A 15585-nucleotide genomic window follows, 5' to 3' on the forward strand; every position below is an offset into this window, starting at 1 on the left:
CGATCTGCTCGATCGGGCGATGGCGAATCTTGATCTGGCGACCCGAATGCCGACGCTGTCGTCGCTGAACAATGCGGCATCGGCCGCCGACGCTGCACCGGGGAGCGAAGCCGGTCCTTCGGTGCCGCCGGCGCGGGACCACGCGGTGTTGCAGTTCCCGGCGCCGGCGGACAACGCCCGCGCGCCGCGCGACGGCGCGGACTTGTCGCCCGTGGTTTACAGCCAGAAAGGTGAACAGGTCGCGATCCTGAAGGCCGGCCAGCAGTCGGCGAGCTGGAGCAATCCGTTCGTGTCGCACGCGCTGCCTGCGGTCCTGCAATTGCGGCGCTATCTCGCGAGCGGGCCGCTCAATCAGTCGGCGGTACGCACGCAGCTCGGCCTCGAGGCGAGACTCTATCGGGAACGGCTCGCCAGTTCCGGTTGTGAATGGGAGCAGATCCGCGACGCGTCGTACCTGCTGTGCACGTATCTGGACGAGAGCGTCAGCGATGCTGCGCGCGCCGCGTCGCAGGTGTCTTACGACGGCGAGCGCAGTCTGCTGGTGGAGTTCCACGACGACGCGTGGGGCGGCGAGGACGCGTTCGCCGATCTCGGGCGCTGGATGAAGGCGGACGATCCGCCCGTCGGCTTGCTGGCGTTCTACGAGCTGATCCTGTCGCTAGGCTGGCAGGGCCGCTATCGTGTGCTGGACCGCGGTGACGTGCTGCTGCAGGACCTGCGCTCGCAGTTGCACGCGCTCATCTGGCGTCACGTGCCACCTGAGCCGCTCGGCACCGGGTTGATAACGCCGGCGCGCCCGCGTCGCCGGTGGTGGACGCCGGCGCGCGCAGGCGCGGTCGCGCTGGGCGTCGTGCTGCTGACCTACGGTATCGCGAGTGCGGTGCTCGACTCGCAGGGTCGACCGATGCGCAACGCGCTTGCCGCATGGATGCCGCCGACCCGCACGATCAATCTCGCGGAAACGCTGCCGCCGCCGCTGCCGCAACTGTTGTCCGAGGGCTGGCTCACGGCGTACAAGCATCCGCAGGGCTGGCTGCTTGTGTTCCGTAGCGACGGCGCGTTCGATGTGGGCAAGGCGCAGGTGCGCGCCGATTTCGAGCGCAACATCGAGCGGCTCGGATCGGCGTTCGCGCCGTGGCCCGGGGATCTGGAGGTGATCGGCCATACCGACCGACAGCCGATCCGCACGAGCGAGTTCGCGAACAACCTGACGCTGTCGGAAGCGCGGGCGCGCACCGTTGCCGACGAGCTGCACAAGACCGCGGTGCCGGGTGGCGCACAGGCGCCCGAGAACGCCGTGCAGCGGAACATCGAATATTCGGGGCGCGGCGACACGCAGCCGATCGATCCGGCGCAGACGCCGGCTGCCTACGAGCGAAACCGGCGGGTGGACGTGCTTTGGAAGGTGATCCCGGCAGGCGGCCGGCGCACGCCGAGCGCTTCCGACTCGCCGGGCGTCAGCCCGGCCGAGCGGCCCGCGATTCCGGACGGCGTAGTGATGGCACCCGACGGCCAGTCGCCGTATGAAACCGAGGACAAAAAGCGATGATACGAAACAGTCTGCGGGTCATTGTCGCGGTTCTGATCGCGCTCGTGATTTGGTGGGTGGGTCCCTTGTTCGCGCTGGGAATCTACCGTCCGTTCGCACCGGTCTGGGTGCGCGAAATCCTGGTCGCAGCCGTGCTCGTGTGGGGGCTGTGGCCGGCGCTTGCGAGGCTCTGGGCGCGGCTTGCGATGAGTCCGCGCCGGGTACGCACGTCACAGCCGGCGGTGCGGGCCGATTTCATCGACGAGCGGCTGCGTGACCTGGACCGCCAGTTGAAGGCCCGCTGGCAGCGCGAGCCGCGCAGTCGCTGGAAGCACTGGGTCGGCGTGCTGCGCCGGCAGCATCGGGCAACGCTGCCGTGGTACCTCGTCCTGGGCGCGGAAGGAAGCGGCAAGACGAGCTTGGTGGCGAGGGCGGTCAACGCGGCCGGCTCCGACATGGAGCGGAGCCTCGCGATCGAGTCGCTCAACAGCCGCGGAGACGATTTCAATTTCCGCATCGCCAGTGACGCGGTGTGGTTCGATATCGGCGGCCGCTGGAACTTGCGCGACGGCATCGACGACACGTCGCTCGACGCGTGGAAAAAGCTGCTGCACGGACTACGCCGTCTGCGCGGCGGCGCACCGGTCAGCGGCGTGGTGCTGTGCGTTGACAGCGAGTCGATGGTCGATGCGCCGCTGGACGTCCGCAAGCGTCTCGCCGACGTCGTGTATCGCCGGCTCACGGACATGCGTGAGGTATTCGGGCAGCAGGCGCAAGTCTATGTGGCGTTGAACGGGATTGACCGGCTCGATGGCGCGGTCTCCATGTTGTCGCTGCTGGACGCCAGCCGCTGGGCTAGCGGCGTGGGCTTTTGCCTGCCCGAGCAGGTGTGCGACGAAGGCGCGGAGGCTGCCGGCGCAAGCTGGCAAGGCGCGTTGCAGCACCTGCAGCAGCGCGTCCAGCAGCAGGTGCTGTTCTCTGCACCAGCGGCAACCGAGGTCGACGCGAATTACGCGCAATTGCGCTTCGTGGAGACGCTTAGCCAGCTGCACAAGGCGCTGCTCGTCTGGCTGCAGATCGCGATCGTGCCCGGCGAACTCCATGCGGCCGCGCGGTTGCGCGGCGTGTGGATGGGATCGATGGCGGAATTGGCCGTCGCGCAGTCGGGCGGCACGACGGCTGGGCTACCGGCGCAAACCCGGTCGATGGGCGAGCTATGGACGCCTCTTTTCCGGCAAGTCGCGCTCGAACGGGACGCCGTGCGGCCGAGCGGCACGCAATCGTGGCGCAACCGGGTTGGCCGCGCACTACGCTGGACGGCGCTACCGGTCCTCGCGATCGGTCTGGTGCTTTGGTTCGGCTGGAGCTATTTCGCCGAGCGCAACTATCTCGACGACGTGTGGGCGCAGTTCAGCGAAGCGAAGCGCGTTGCGCAGGCCCAGGTGTCGTACGGCCCTGACGGCGGCTCGCCGTTGCTCGATGTCGCGAGCCAGATGCACTACGCGCAGGCGCAGGCGCAAGACGCCGGGCGGCGGATGGCGACGCCGTACTTCGAGCACGGGCTCGTCGCCGACGCGACGCGCGACACCTACCACCGCCAGTTGCAGAAGATGTTGATGCCGGAGCTGTACAACGAGGTCCGGCGCGTGCTGGTCGCGCAGGCGGACGGCGCTCCCGGCGACGTGTACCAGACGCTCAAGGTTTACCTGATGCTGTGTCGGCCCGATCGGCGCAACGCGACCGATGTCGAGCGCTGGCTGAGCAGCCGCTGGGACAGCCTGTCCGGCGGGCAGTATGGCGATGACGACCGGCGCGCGCTGCTGGCGCACGTGCGCGCGCTGATCGAGTTGCCGAAGCTTGCAGGCACGCCGGAGGACGCGAACCTGGTGCGCTCGGCGCGCGCGCGGGCCGCCCAGATTCCGATCGTGACGCGTGTGCTGCAGGACATTCACGCGCAGGGGCTGCCGGCTCAGGTCAACGACATCTCGCTGTCGCGCGCGGCAGGCTTCGAATCGGCGATGAGCCTGCGGATGCGAAGCGGCATCCCGGCGACTGATGTAGCGGTGTCCGGCTGGTTCACGCGGGCCGGCTACACGGACGTGTTCCTGCCGCGTTTGGAGAAGAGTGCACGCGGGATGCTCGAGGAGGAGAGCTGGGTGCTGCGTGACGAGTCGCTGCGCGGCAACAGCTTCCAGATCGACGGGCTGGTGCAAAAGCTCGCGGATTCCACCCGTGCTCAGTATCTGCAGGACTATATCGCGGGCTGGCAGAACTTCCTCAACGACGTGACAGTGCGCAGCGTCACGGGCCTCGACGACGCGTCACAGCTGGCAGCGGCGATCATGGATTCGCAGTCGCCGCTCGCGAGCCTGCTGCGCTTCGCAGCGCGCGAGACGACGCTTACCGGCGCGAGTGACGAAGGTAATATCGACAGCTGGATCGATCGTCAGAAATATCGTCTCGAAAAGGGGCGGCGCCAGATCGTCGGCGAGCTGAGTGGCCAGCACTATCGCACCGTGCTGCTGCCGGAGTATGTCGTCGAGGATCACTTCCAGGCCATCCGGCAACTGGCCGCGCAGCTGAACAATCGCGGCGCGGAGACGAGCAACCCGCTCGCCAGGCTGTTCGAGCCGTTGTACCGCCAATTGGGGCTTGTCAATGGCGCGTTGCAGGCGGGGCAGGTGCTGCCCGCGCAATACGACGCGTTTTCGCGACTCAAGGAAACCGCCGCGCGTCAGCCTGAGCCGGTTCGGGGAATCATGCTTGACCTGATCGGTAACGGCAGCACGATGACGACCCGCGAGTCGGGCGCGCTGCTCAATCGCGGCGCGGCGGGGGCGACATCGACCGTGTGCAGCACCGGATTCACGAGTCGCTACCCGTTCCGCCGCGGTTCGCGGGTCGACGCGGGCGTGGAGGATTTTGAGCGCCTGTTCAGCGCCCAAGGGCTGATGGCGACGTACTTCCGCGATCACCTTTTGCCCTACGTTGATACTTCGAGCACGCCGTGGAAGGCACTGCGCTCGAACGGCGGGGATCTCGGCCTGGTCAGCCCGAGCGTGCTGTCGTCGTACGAGACGGCCGACCGCATCCGTGGCGCGACGCTCGACGAATCCGGGCGTCTACGAGTGTCTACCGTCCTGCGCTTCCTCGACATGGATTCTCAGATCTCGGAAGCGCAGCTGATCGTCGGCGGACAGACGCTGCGCTATGCGCACGGGATGACGTCGCCGCAGCGAATCGACTGGAACGGGCAGAACGCCAGGCTCGCGGTCCAGTTGCAACTGAAATCGGTCGACGGTCGGCTGAACACGCTTCAGTTCGACGGACCGTGGGCAATGTTCCGCTTCTTCGACGCGGGGCAGGCGGCGGGCGGGACGGCCGATCGCCGCGAAAGGCTGTATCAGACGAGCATCGGGAGGGTCCGTTTGGAGTGGCAGGCGCTGACGACGCCATCGCCAATCTGGTCGGGCATCCTTCAGTCGTTCAGATGTCCGTCGTGATATCCGCCATGTATCGGAATGCGCCAACCGGCGTGAACTTGAAAAGGAGCAGCAGATGATTGATCCAAAGGAAATCCTGTCCGCGTGCACCAATGCACATGAATATGGACAGAACGCCAGCAGCTCGATGGCACAGCCGTTCATGAGCGGGGTCCCGGATATGTCGGTGGCGTCGTCCCAGAACGCGAGCAACGTGATCGGCAACGTTCAGCAGATCGGTGGCAAGATGCTGGAGCACATGACGAACATCAAGGCGTCGGTCGACAAGCAGGTTGCCGCGCACCAGGACGCGCAGCAGCGACAGAAGACGTACGACTTCAACGTCAATATGAACGATCTGCGGTCCACCAACGCGGCCGGCTTTCCGCAGGAAATGCCGTCCAATTTCTTTGCGCCGTTCAAGACCGGCAAGTAACCGGCCGGACGGGGCCGCCCTGCAGTTCCCGGGAGCTGGCGGGGCAGCCCCTCCGTTCCATGTCTTCCAGGCGCGATTGGCGGAAATTGCCGGTGCGCCGCATCATTAGAAAGGATCATGTAATTGTGAAGAAGATTTTATTTGGATTCCTAATCGGAGCGTTGTCGGTGAGCGCATATGCACAATTCGGTGAGCTTATCCAGTCGGTCAAGGACCAGGTGACCAACGCTGCGCAGACACAGGTCAGCCAGGGTGTGCGCTCGGCGACAAACGACGTGGTGCAGTCGGCGACGACGCATACGCACAAGATGGTCGACTCGGTGCGCTCGTCCGACAGCAGCGCGCCCAAGGAAGGCCAGGACGCGAAGTCGCAGTAACGCGAACCGGGGTGGTGCCAATGCGAGCGCCGCCCCCGAGCGGACTGCGCCGGAGCGGATCGACAGACGGGGAATCAGAATGGATAAACCAAGCAGGCGGTCGCACGATCGCTCGGATGGATACTGTCCGGACGCACGCGCAAAGCGTGTCGGACCGTTGAACGGGGCGCGGGAATGATGGCGTTTTCGATAATGTCGGCCGTGGGTGTGTCTATCGCGATCGCGCTCATTTCACTGATCTTTTCAATATCGGTCGTGCTGCCCCGGATCATCTCGACAACACGGGCCGACACAACGATCGAGGACGGCTATCCGGCCATTGCCGATGTCGTCGAGATTGCACAGACGGGAGTGACGCTCAACCAGGTACCGCAGATGCGCATTGTCCTGCGTTTCTACGTCAACGGCGCGCCCAGGGAAATCGCGATCCGGCAATTCGTCGATCTGGGGAACATGCCGCGCGCGGGGGAGCGGGTGAGGGTCATCGTCAGCAAGACTGATCCGAATCGGGTGAAGTACCTGAACGTCGCGCTCGATGGGAATTGATTGCAGTTGACCTGCGGCGGAATTTTGAAGCCAATCAGGCAGTGAGTCTCGCATCGGTATTATCGGGATCCAACCAGGCTCGACGGACCGCGGCCAGAGGTTGATCGCGATGCGCGCTTGAGGCCGGCGCTCGTTGTAGAACCGCCGCGAGCGTTCGACGAGCACCTCGGCCTCAGCATGGCTGCGGAACCATTCCCGGTTCGGCAATTCGTCACGCAGTTTGCCGCATCAGTCGTGTTAGCGGCAGGATTACACCCTGCGACCGCAAGCTGGCGCCGATTTTGATCGCCAGGCACTCGCGAGTGTGTCCATTGATCGCGCAACGTATATTCAGCGCCGCTCCATCCACCAACCGGTCGTGCACAAAGTGGTAGCTCCAGCCAGCCAAGCCGACACACGGCGGCAGCCAAAGCGTGGCACTTCCTGAGCGGCCGCTATCAGCCGCTCGCCCAGGCTCCGATCCTTGTCCGGTTGCTTGAGCGTATAGATTGCCACCCGGCGACTCGGCCCCAGGTAGCAACATGCCTTGCGCTGCGAGAACCCCGCCGAGTCAGGACTTCCAGCGCTTCGTATCGGCCCGTTGGGGTGCCCATTTTTTCGGCTGAATTACTCCAGACCGTCGATGACCTGCAGTTGCTCCGCGCTCAAACGCTTGAGCCGCTCGTTCTCTGATTCCAGATCCTTGAGCCGGCGGGCGTCGGCCACATCCATGCCTCCGAACGTGTAGCGCCAACGATAGAACGTCTGCTTCGAGATGTTGCGGCGCTTGCAGAGATCCTTCACCGGCTCGCCACGGCTCCCGTCCTAGTGAAAAATCCGGATGACTTGCTCGTCGGCAAATCGCTTTTTCATCGAGATCTCCTTGCCCCAGGACGAGGGAAAGCTCACTTGCCAAATGGCTGCAAGAAACGTCTCAGGTCAATCCTTCACAACTTTATCCATTCAAATTTTTATGACACTAAAAAATATTAAGAGTGCTAAGGAATCAATTGGACAAATGGAAATTCAATTGATTCTTGCTGTGATGTAAGCGTCCAGTGATGTCTAATAAATTCTCAAAACGTGACAAAAGTTGACAAACGGGATATTTATTTAACGCATATAGTAGTTACCCTAATGGCTTGTAATTTTCTGCAACATATGAATATCCAGGTGGGTCCTGCTTTGTCGAACGTTGCCCGAGGTATAAGCCGTGTATGGCTGGTTGTGATGGCGTATGGTGCGTCGACCTCATCCTGGGCGCTCGATCCACTGTGGGCCGATCAGTCCGTGCGGACAACAACAGCGATAGGCATCTTCGGCGCAAACCACACAGCGGCGTGCGTGTTTGACGCGTTGCCGCGCCCACTGCGACTGCAAGACGCGATCGAGCGATCGCTATGCTTCAATCCGAGGACCCGCGAGGCGTGGGCGAATGTGAAGATACAAACATCAGCGGTCGGGGTTGCGCGCGCGGCGTTCCTGCCCATACTCTCGGCGAGCTGGCAAGGCACGCGCAACAACGACGCTAACCATGTCATCGGCTACTCCCAGTACGATTCGAGCTATCGGACCAACTTGCAGAACGCAAGCGTGTCGCTGAGCTGGGTTCTATACGACTTCGGCAGTCGCGCCGCGGCGCTCCGTAATGAAGCGAATCTGTTAGCTGCTGCGCAAGCGAACCAGAACGAAACGCTCGAAGCAGTCTTCGCGAAGGTCGCCAAGGACTATTACGCCGCGCAAGCGGCATGGGGCGCGCTCGTGGCAGCACGGGAAGTCGAGCAGACGGCACACAATAGCGTCGAGGTCGCCACGGCGCTGTTCAATGCCGGCCGAGCTGCGATAAGCGATCAATTGCAGGCAGAGACGACATACACGGACTCGATATTGAGTCGCGTCAAGTCTGAGGAAGAATGGCGGGTCGCGGAGGGAACGCTGGCAGTCGACATGAACTTGTCTCCCGGCGTCGAGATATTGCTACTTGAGGTTGGAGACGGTGTAGCACCGACCCATGAGTTCGCCGATTCTGTCGCTGAACTGATGGAAGAGGCGCAACGTGTGCATCCCAGCATCGCCGCGGCCCGGGCACGGGTTGCTGCCGCGCGCGCGAAGGCTGAGCAAACCCGCGCGGATGGTTTGCCAAAGCTCAATTTAGTCGCGCAATATTCCTATAACAATCAGCCGACAAGCTTGCAGCTCGGCTACCCCGTGTACCCAGCCAGACATAGTGCATGGTATCTGGGCCTCCAGGTGACGATCCCACTTTTCGAGGGTTTCAGGCGTACCTATCTGACGCGCCAGGCCGAGGCGCAGACTGATCTGCAGGCCGCGCTCCTTGATGAGACTCGTCAACAGGTTGGTCTGGATGTTTGGACCAGCTATCAGGCGGTACAGAGCGCAACGTCCAATCTCGGCAATAGCGCGACGCTGCTTTCGCTCGCGCAACGCTCATACGAAGCCGCGAAGCGACGCTACCAGATGGGTGCGGGCAACATCCAGGAGCTGCTCAACACGCAGTCATCGCTAGCCAACGCGAAACAGAGGCGGATTCGGGCGTTGACTGATTGGCGCTCAGGGCGGCTGCAATTGGCTGCAAAGCTCGGCAAGCTTGGCATGTGGAGTTTGGGTAGCGCCCAATAGTCCGCCAGGTCCTTATTGCAGGCGATGGCGCAATCATGATGCTGCCGACCGAAACTCGACGCGAACGCACTGGCATTTGAAAATTTTATAAAAATTGGCGCCGTTGAATTTTAACTGCGAATATATTTTCAGAAAATGTGGCCTGTATTTTTAATAAAGAAATGGTGAAATGAGATTTGTTTTGTAAAATATTTCGTCAATCTAATTAATTGAGTGTTGGATCGAGTTTCATTTATCGCGATTCAGAATATGACTTTATGTTATATCAAATGTTTAGGTATGAAATGACCTGCTTGGTTGCGTTCCTAGAGCGATGATTCCGCTCAATTTGGACCGGCGTTCAGGCGCAGTGCGTCTGAACGAAAATTTGCCGTGAACGAGGACTTCTGATGAGCCTGATTGAATTGCAAAGTAAGTTGCTGGACGAGGATTGTATTGCGCTGGGTTTCACGGTGAAGGAGCGTCTTTCGGTGGAGCCGGTCTACCAGCTCGAACTGGTATCGCCAAATCCGGCGCTGGATCTTGATGGGTTGCTAGGCACGCCGCTCTCGGTCGACATTGATCTCGGAGGGGACGTCGTACGCAAGTTCAGCACAAACGTGTTCGCTGGTTACGATACGGGACAACTTGGTGACCAGTACACGTACAGGCTGGAACTTGGCAGTTGGCTGTCCTTTCTGGCTCAGACCCGCAACTGCCGCATCTTCCAAGGCCTGACAGTACGGGAGATTGTGGAGCAGGTGTTTGACGCACATCAGTTCTCCGATTACAGCTTTGATTTGGAGAAAGATTATGAGGTGCGCGAGTACTGCGTTCAGTTTCAGGAAAGTGATCTGAACTTCGTCAAGCGGTTGCTGGAGGACGAGGGGCTTTATTTTTGGGTGGAACATTTTCGAGGATATCACGTGATCAATATCTCGGACACGCAACGTTTCTCGGACCTCGGTATGTCATATGGAGAGATGCTTTTTATGCCAGATGGTGAGGAGTCCAGATCAATTGCCGGTCGCGAGGGAATCCAGCGGCTGCAGCGCACGCGACGAGTTTCTCCGAACAATGTGGCGCTACGGGATTTCGACTATCTTGCGCCGAGCAAGCGGCTGGACAGCGATGCGCACGTGAAACAGGAAAATCCGTCCGGGAGGACACTGGAGTACTACGACTACGGGGCCGGCTACTACGATCTTGAGAGGGGCGAACGGCTAGCCCGCCTCAGGTTGCGGGCACTGCAAGCGAAGTCGCATCTTCTGGAAGGACGGAGCAATGCCCGGGGGCTGGCTGCGGGATATGCATTCACGCTTTACGGTCACCCAGACAAGCAGCGCAATAGGCGCTACGTTGTGGTCGACACTGAACTTTCGTTCGTGCAGGGCGAGCCCGACAGCGGGTCATTGGGTAGCAACGTCGAAGCGAAGTTTACGGTGCTGGCGGATGACCAGGCGTTCGTGCCGCTAAGGGTCACACCGCGCCCGGCGGTGCCGGGCATCCAAAGTGCGACGGTGGTGGGAATGGCGGGCCTCGATCCGTATACGGACGAATATGGTCGCATCCGAGTGCACTTTCATTGGGACCGCTACAAGACAGTGGAGGCGGATGCGTCGTGCTGGATTCGGGTGTCGCAGGCGTGGGCTGGCAAGGGCTGGGGGATGCTTGCGCTGCCGCGCGTGGGACAGGAGGTGCTGGTTACGTATGTGGACGGTGATCTTGACCGGCCGATGGTGACGGGTACGGTGTATAACGGCGAGAATCCGACGCCGTATGAGTTGCCCGAAGACACTCGCTATACGGGGCTGGTTTCGCGCTCACTTGGAGACGGCGGCTACCAGAACGCCAGCCAGATCACGCTCGATGACTTGAATGGCGCCGAACGGATGATTCTTCACGCGGAGCGCGACTTTCAACAGACAGTGGAGCGTAACAGCTCGAAGGCCGTCGGTCAGGATATGCACATCAAGGTGGAGGGCACCTCGACATCGGTGACGGGTAGCTCATGCGACTACAAGGGCGCTTCCGTGTCGTACACAGGGGTGAGTGCGGGCTTTACGGGTGTGTCCACAAACTTTACCGGCATATCAGCGAACTTCACCGGTGTTGACACGTCGTTCACGGGCGTGAGCACATCATTCACCGGTGTGAGCACCGGTTTCACCGGCGTGTCCACTAACGGTACGGGTGTATCCACGAGTTTCACCGGCAGGTCCACGGACTTCACCGGCGTATCCACCAGCCTGACAGGTTCGAGCACGTCTGTTACCGGGACATCGACCAATATGACGGGCACCAGTTCATCGATGACCGGTACCAGCACTGACGTGACGGGTGAGACGCAAAGCGTAACGGGCACATCGTTCTCTTACACCGGAGCCTCCACAAGTGTGACAGGCACGGAGATTTCGCTCGTTGGCGCGTCGAGCAGCGTGACAGGCAGCTCAGTTTCCGAGGTCGGCACGTCAATTTCAAGGACGGGTAGTTCGGTTAGCGTAACAGGTACCGATGTTTCAACGGTAGGTACGAGTACGTCAACCACGGCGAATTCGACAAGCTTCGTTGGCACGCAAATCTCCGTCACCGGTGTCGCCATCTCGAGTACGGGCCAGCAGATTAATGTTGGGGAAACTGAGACGTCTAATATCAGCTTCGACCTTATGACCCGGGGAATGCAAATCATAAACTAGTGCTATGGGTCGAAATTTTCCTATTTCCCCTTGACGGCATGCATTCTGTAGGCGCATCAACGGTATTTTCGGCGCCAGCGGTTCCTAATAGATAAGGTATCCGAATTTTGTCCCATATTGAATCCCTGTCAGCGCTATGCGCTCTGGCAAGACTCCATAACATCGCGGCCGATCCTGACATCCTGTTGCATGAACTCGGGCTGTCGCGTAATGCTCCTGTCTCGGATGAGCAGTTGTTGCTCGCATCCCGGCGACTGGGCTTAAAAGCGAAGATCAAGGTCACGCAGGCCCAGCGCTTGTCACTTGCACCGCTGCCTGCACTGGCCCGGATCGGAGATGCTGACCGTTCTATCGATGCCAGCGGCGACGAGGCGCAATATCGATGGGTGGTGCTATCTCAGTGTGATGACCAACGCGTCGTGTTCCTGGATCCTGACGCGGAAGGGCGTCCAGTCGCCGAACACCTTGGCATCTTCATTGAGCGGTGGGCGCCGTCAGGCTCGGGTGAATTGCTCCTTGCCACCAGCCCGGCCAGTCAGGCCACGACTTTGGGTCGGTTTGACTTTACCTGGTTCATCCCCAGCATCGTCAAATACCGCAGGTTTCTGGCCGAGGTGCTGACTGTGTCGGTTTTTTTGCAGCTTTTTGCGCTAGTCAGCCCCTTGTTTTTCCAGATGGTGACGGACAAGGTAATCGCGCACCACGGCCTCACTACGCTGGATGTGCTGGTGACAGGCCTTGTCATGGTGGTTGTGTTCGAGAGCCTGCTGAGCGGTTTGTGTGCTTACGTATTCAGTCACACGACCAGCCGCATTGATGTGGAATTAGGTGCTCGCCTGTTTCGCCACCTTTTGCAACTGCCATTGGCCTACTTCCAGGCTCGCCGGGTCGGCGATTCGGTTGCTCGTGTTCGCGAACTGGAGAACATCCGCAGCTTTTTGACGGGGCGGTCCCTTACGCTCGTACTGGATGTTGCCTTTTCGGTGCTTTTCATCGGCGTGATGCTGCTCTACAGCGTGCCGCTCACGCTTATCGTGCTCATCAGCCTGCCTCTGTATGCGGTCCTGGTCCTTGGTGTGGTGCCCGTGCTTCGCCGGCGCCTGGACGAGAAGTTTTCCCGTGGCGCGGAAAGCCAGTCCATGGTGGTCGAAACCATCACGGGAATACAGACCGTGAAAGCGAACGCCCTGGAGCCGGCCATCGCCCTGCGCTGGGAGAATCAACTGGCCGGTTACGTAGCGGCCAGCTTCAAAACCCAGAATCTCTCCGCGTGGGCTCACGAAGGTATCAACCTGATCGGCAAGCTCGTCAACGCTGCGACCATGTGGTTTGGGGCCCGGCTGGTCATGGAGCACGAACTCAGCATAGGTCAATTCGTGGCATTCAACATGTTTGCCGGTCATGTGGCTCAACCGATCATGAGGCTGTCGCAAGTGTGGACAGATTTCCAGCAAACCGGCATCTCGATGCAACGCCTGGGCGACATTCTCAATTCACCGACCGAAGTGCCGCCGAGCACGCCTGCTCCGTTGCCCCCGATCAAAGGGCATGTCACGCTGGACAACGTCACCTTCCGCTACCGGCGCGAAGCGGCTCCCGTTTTAAATGGCGTGAGTCTCGACATCAGCCCGGGCGCAGTCCTCGGCATTGTCGGCCGTTCGGGATCGGGCAAGAGCACACTGACCAAACTTGTGCAGCGTCTCTACCTTCCCGAGCAGGGGCGTGTATTGATTGACGGGATTGATATCAGCCTGGTCGATGCCGGCCAGCTGCGGCGCCAGATTGGCGTCGTGCTGCAAGACAATTTTCTGTTTAACCGGAGCGTTCGGGAAAACATCGCCATTGCCGATCCGGGCGCCCCTATCGAATGGGTAATACATGTGGCCCGGATGGCCGGCGCGCACGATTTCATTTGCGAATTGCCTGAAGGCTATAACACCGTGGTGGGCGAGCAGGGCATGTCGCTGAGCGGCGGACAGCGGCAGCGTCTGGCGATCGCGCGGGCCCTGTTCACCGACCCTCGCGTGTTGATTTTTGATGAGGCCACCAGCGCACTGGACTATGAAAGCGAGGCCGTCATCCAGCGCAATATGGCCGCTATTGCCCAGGACCGTACAGTCATCATCATCGCGCACCGATTGAGTGCGGTGCGCCATGCGGACTACATCATAGCCATGGAAAAAGGCCAGATTGTGGAAGGCGGTTCTCACGACGAACTGGTTCGGGTTCCCGATGGCCTGTATGCCTACCTGTGGAGCATGCAGCAAAATAGTCATCCGCTGGAGCTGCGGGCATGAGTGATACGGCAAACCGCACAGCTGCCCAACGCCATCCACTGTACGTGCTGCTCGTCCGCTACCGCTCCGCATTTCAGGCTGCGTGGGGACAACGGCACGAGTTGGCGGGTCCCGCCCGGATGACAGATGAGGCCGCTTTCCTGCCCGCTGCGTTGAGCTTGCAAGTCACGCCGCCGCATCCAGCCCCAAGGCGGGCCATGTGGGTTATCGTCACCCTGTTTGCGCTGGCCTTGCTATGGGCCTGTGTTGGTCAGGTTGACATCGTTGCCGAGGCCTCAGGGCGCATCGTGGTAATCGATGGCACCAAGCTTATCCAGCCACTGGAAACCAATGTGGTCAAAGCCATTAAGGTGAAAGATGGTGACCGGGTCAAAGCGGGCCAACCCCTGATCGAACTGGATCCCGTCAGCCCGCAGGCTGACCACAGCCGTATCAGCCAGGAGCGCGACAGTGCGTTGTCTGAGCTGTGGCGGACTCAAGCCTTGATACAAGCGGTGAGCGAGGGGCTGGCGCAGCCGGTTTTGCCCAGGCAAGACGAACTGACGGCGGGCGGTCAGGCGCAAAATCTGGCCACCACGCAGGCCCAACTCCAATCGGAATGGCAAGACCTGAGAGCCCAGCGAGCCAAGCTCGATGCCGACATGCGCGCCAGGCAAGCCGAGCTGGTCATCATGCGCGAACAGATTGCCAAAATCCGGGCCACCCTGCCGATCGTCAAACAACGCGAGGCGGACTTTAACAGTCTGGCCAAGCAAGGCTACGTCAGCCGGCATGACGATCAAGATCGCACCCAGGCCCGCATTGAAATGGAGCACGATCTGGCCACGTTGCGGGCCCGGCAGGACGAAGTCAAGGCCACGATTGAACAAAGCAGGCAGGCCGTTGCGGCTTGGCGGGCTGACACCCTCAAGACCCTGAACGAGCGCCACGCCAAGGCTGATCTGCAACAACGCCAACTGCAAGCCGAAGGTGTCAAAGCTGGCCAGCGCGTACGACTGACCACGCTCACGTCTCCGGTAGATGGCACCGTGCAGCAGTTGGCCGTCCATACATCCGGTGGCGTGGTGACCCCCGCTCAGGTGCTCCTGGTGGTCGTGCCGGAGAAAGGCCGGGTCATGGCCGACGTGACGCTGGAGAACAAGGATGTGGGTTTTGTGAACGTGGGGCAGCCCGCCGAGATCAAGCTGGAGACCTTTCCCGCCACCCGCTACGGCACGGTGCCGGCCACGGTGACCACCATCACGGCGGATGCCGTCATGCGGGATTCCAAAGAGCAAGCATCGGGAGCCAGCCTGGAGGACAAGTTGGCCAATCCTGTCGGCGGGGCGGTGTTTCCGGCCACGCTGACGCTTGCGAAGAACTTCATCGATGTGGGCGGCAAGCGAATCAGGCTCGTGCCCGGCATGAACCTGACTGCGGAGATCAAGACGGGCAGACGCCGAATCATTGAATATTTGTTCAGTCCGGTCCAGACCTATGCGCGGGAAAGCTTGAGGGAACGGTAACGATCCCGCTGGAATGAACGCTCGCGCCGCATATGCCTGACTGATCGGATCAGCAGGCTGGCGCAAGAACCCGGAATATTTGATTTGTTAAGGAATCCTACTGTGATGTGATGGCATCAG

Annotated in this window: 9 protein-coding genes and 1 pseudogene; 9 read left to right on the forward strand and 1 reads right to left on the reverse strand. The window is 60.8% G+C overall.

All coding sequences use genetic code 11. The annotated features are described in order from the left end of the window. Positions 1–4: 4 nt before the first annotated feature. From icmH to H3H55_RS24170, 5 genes are all read left to right on the forward strand, one after another. Complete coding sequence (gene icmH, locus H3H55_RS24150) at positions 5–1549, forward strand: type IVB secretion system protein IcmH/DotU (protein ID WP_193102128.1); 1545 nt, start codon at positions 5–7, stop codon at positions 1547–1549. Next, positions 1546–5031, forward strand: a complete 3486-nt coding sequence (tssM, locus tag H3H55_RS24155) for a type VI secretion system membrane subunit TssM (RefSeq protein ID WP_193100514.1) — start codon at positions 1546–1548, stop codon at positions 5029–5031. The genes icmH and tssM overlap by 4 nt, the downstream gene beginning before the upstream one ends. Before the next feature lie 55 nt (positions 5032–5086). Then, on the forward strand, positions 5087–5446 hold the full coding sequence (locus tag H3H55_RS24160; RefSeq protein ID WP_193100515.1) for a DUF6277 family protein: 360 nt from the start codon (positions 5087–5089) through the stop codon (positions 5444–5446). A 167-nt stretch (positions 5447–5613) separates the two neighbouring features. Continuing rightward, positions 5614–5823 (forward strand): hypothetical protein, encoded by a 210-nt coding sequence (locus tag H3H55_RS24165; protein ID WP_319022324.1) that lies wholly within the window; start codon positions 5614–5616, stop codon positions 5821–5823. Positions 5824–5997: 174 nt separating this feature from the next. After that, on the forward strand, positions 5998–6369 hold the full coding sequence (locus tag H3H55_RS24170) for a hypothetical protein (RefSeq protein ID WP_226800354.1): 372 nt from the start codon (positions 5998–6000) through the stop codon (positions 6367–6369). 34 nt (positions 6370–6403) lie between these two features. Here the strand turns inward: H3H55_RS24170 and H3H55_RS24175 are convergent. Next, positions 6404–7221, reverse strand: a pseudogene (locus H3H55_RS24175) (transposase). A 288-nt stretch (positions 7222–7509) separates the two neighbouring features. Between H3H55_RS24175 and H3H55_RS24180 the strand changes: the two are divergent. The 4 genes from H3H55_RS24180 (at position 7510) to H3H55_RS24195 (ending at position 15465) form a co-directional block, all read left to right on the forward strand. Beyond that, positions 7510–8988, forward strand: coding sequence for a TolC family protein (locus H3H55_RS24180; RefSeq protein ID WP_226800355.1), 1479 nt, complete (start codon positions 7510–7512; stop codon positions 8986–8988). 389 nt (positions 8989–9377) lie between these two features. Then, a complete protein-coding gene (gene tssI / locus H3H55_RS24185; RefSeq protein ID WP_193100516.1) occupies positions 9378–11663 on the forward strand; it encodes a type VI secretion system tip protein TssI/VgrG in 2286 nt (761 codons plus the stop codon). A 107-nt stretch (positions 11664–11770) separates the two neighbouring features. Further along, positions 11771–13960: a type I secretion system permease/ATPase gene (locus tag H3H55_RS24190; RefSeq protein ID WP_226800356.1), complete on the forward strand. Its 2190-nt coding sequence runs from the start codon at positions 11771–11773 to the stop codon at positions 13958–13960. Beyond that, positions 13957–15465, forward strand: a complete 1509-nt coding sequence (locus H3H55_RS24195) for an HlyD family type I secretion periplasmic adaptor subunit (protein ID WP_193100517.1) — start codon at positions 13957–13959, stop codon at positions 15463–15465. Before H3H55_RS24190 ends, H3H55_RS24195 begins: the two co-directional genes overlap by 4 nt. Positions 15466–15585: the final 120 nt, after the last annotated feature.

The sequence above is a fragment of the Burkholderia sp. Z1 genome, assembly GCF_014893795.1.
In the GTDB taxonomy this organism is placed as follows: Bacteria; Pseudomonadota; Gammaproteobacteria; order Burkholderiales; family Burkholderiaceae; genus Burkholderia; species Burkholderia theae.

Coding starts and splice junctions, on each gene's coding strand:
- tssM (WP_193100514.1), top strand. CDS start 1,546: ATGATACGAAACAGTCTGCGGGTCATTGTCGCGGTTCTGATCGCGCTC.
- H3H55_RS24160 (WP_193100515.1), top strand. CDS start 5,087: ATGATTGATCCAAAGGAAATCCTGTCCGCGTGCACCAATGCACATGAA.
- H3H55_RS24170 (WP_226800354.1), top strand. CDS start 5,998: ATGATGGCGTTTTCGATAATGTCGGCCGTGGGTGTGTCTATCGCGATC.
- H3H55_RS24180 (WP_226800355.1), top strand. CDS start 7,510: ATGAATATCCAGGTGGGTCCTGCTTTGTCGAACGTTGCCCGAGGTATA.
- tssI (WP_193100516.1), top strand. CDS start 9,378: ATGAGCCTGATTGAATTGCAAAGTAAGTTGCTGGACGAGGATTGTATT.
- H3H55_RS24195 (WP_193100517.1), top strand. CDS start 13,957: ATGAGTGATACGGCAAACCGCACAGCTGCCCAACGCCATCCACTGTAC.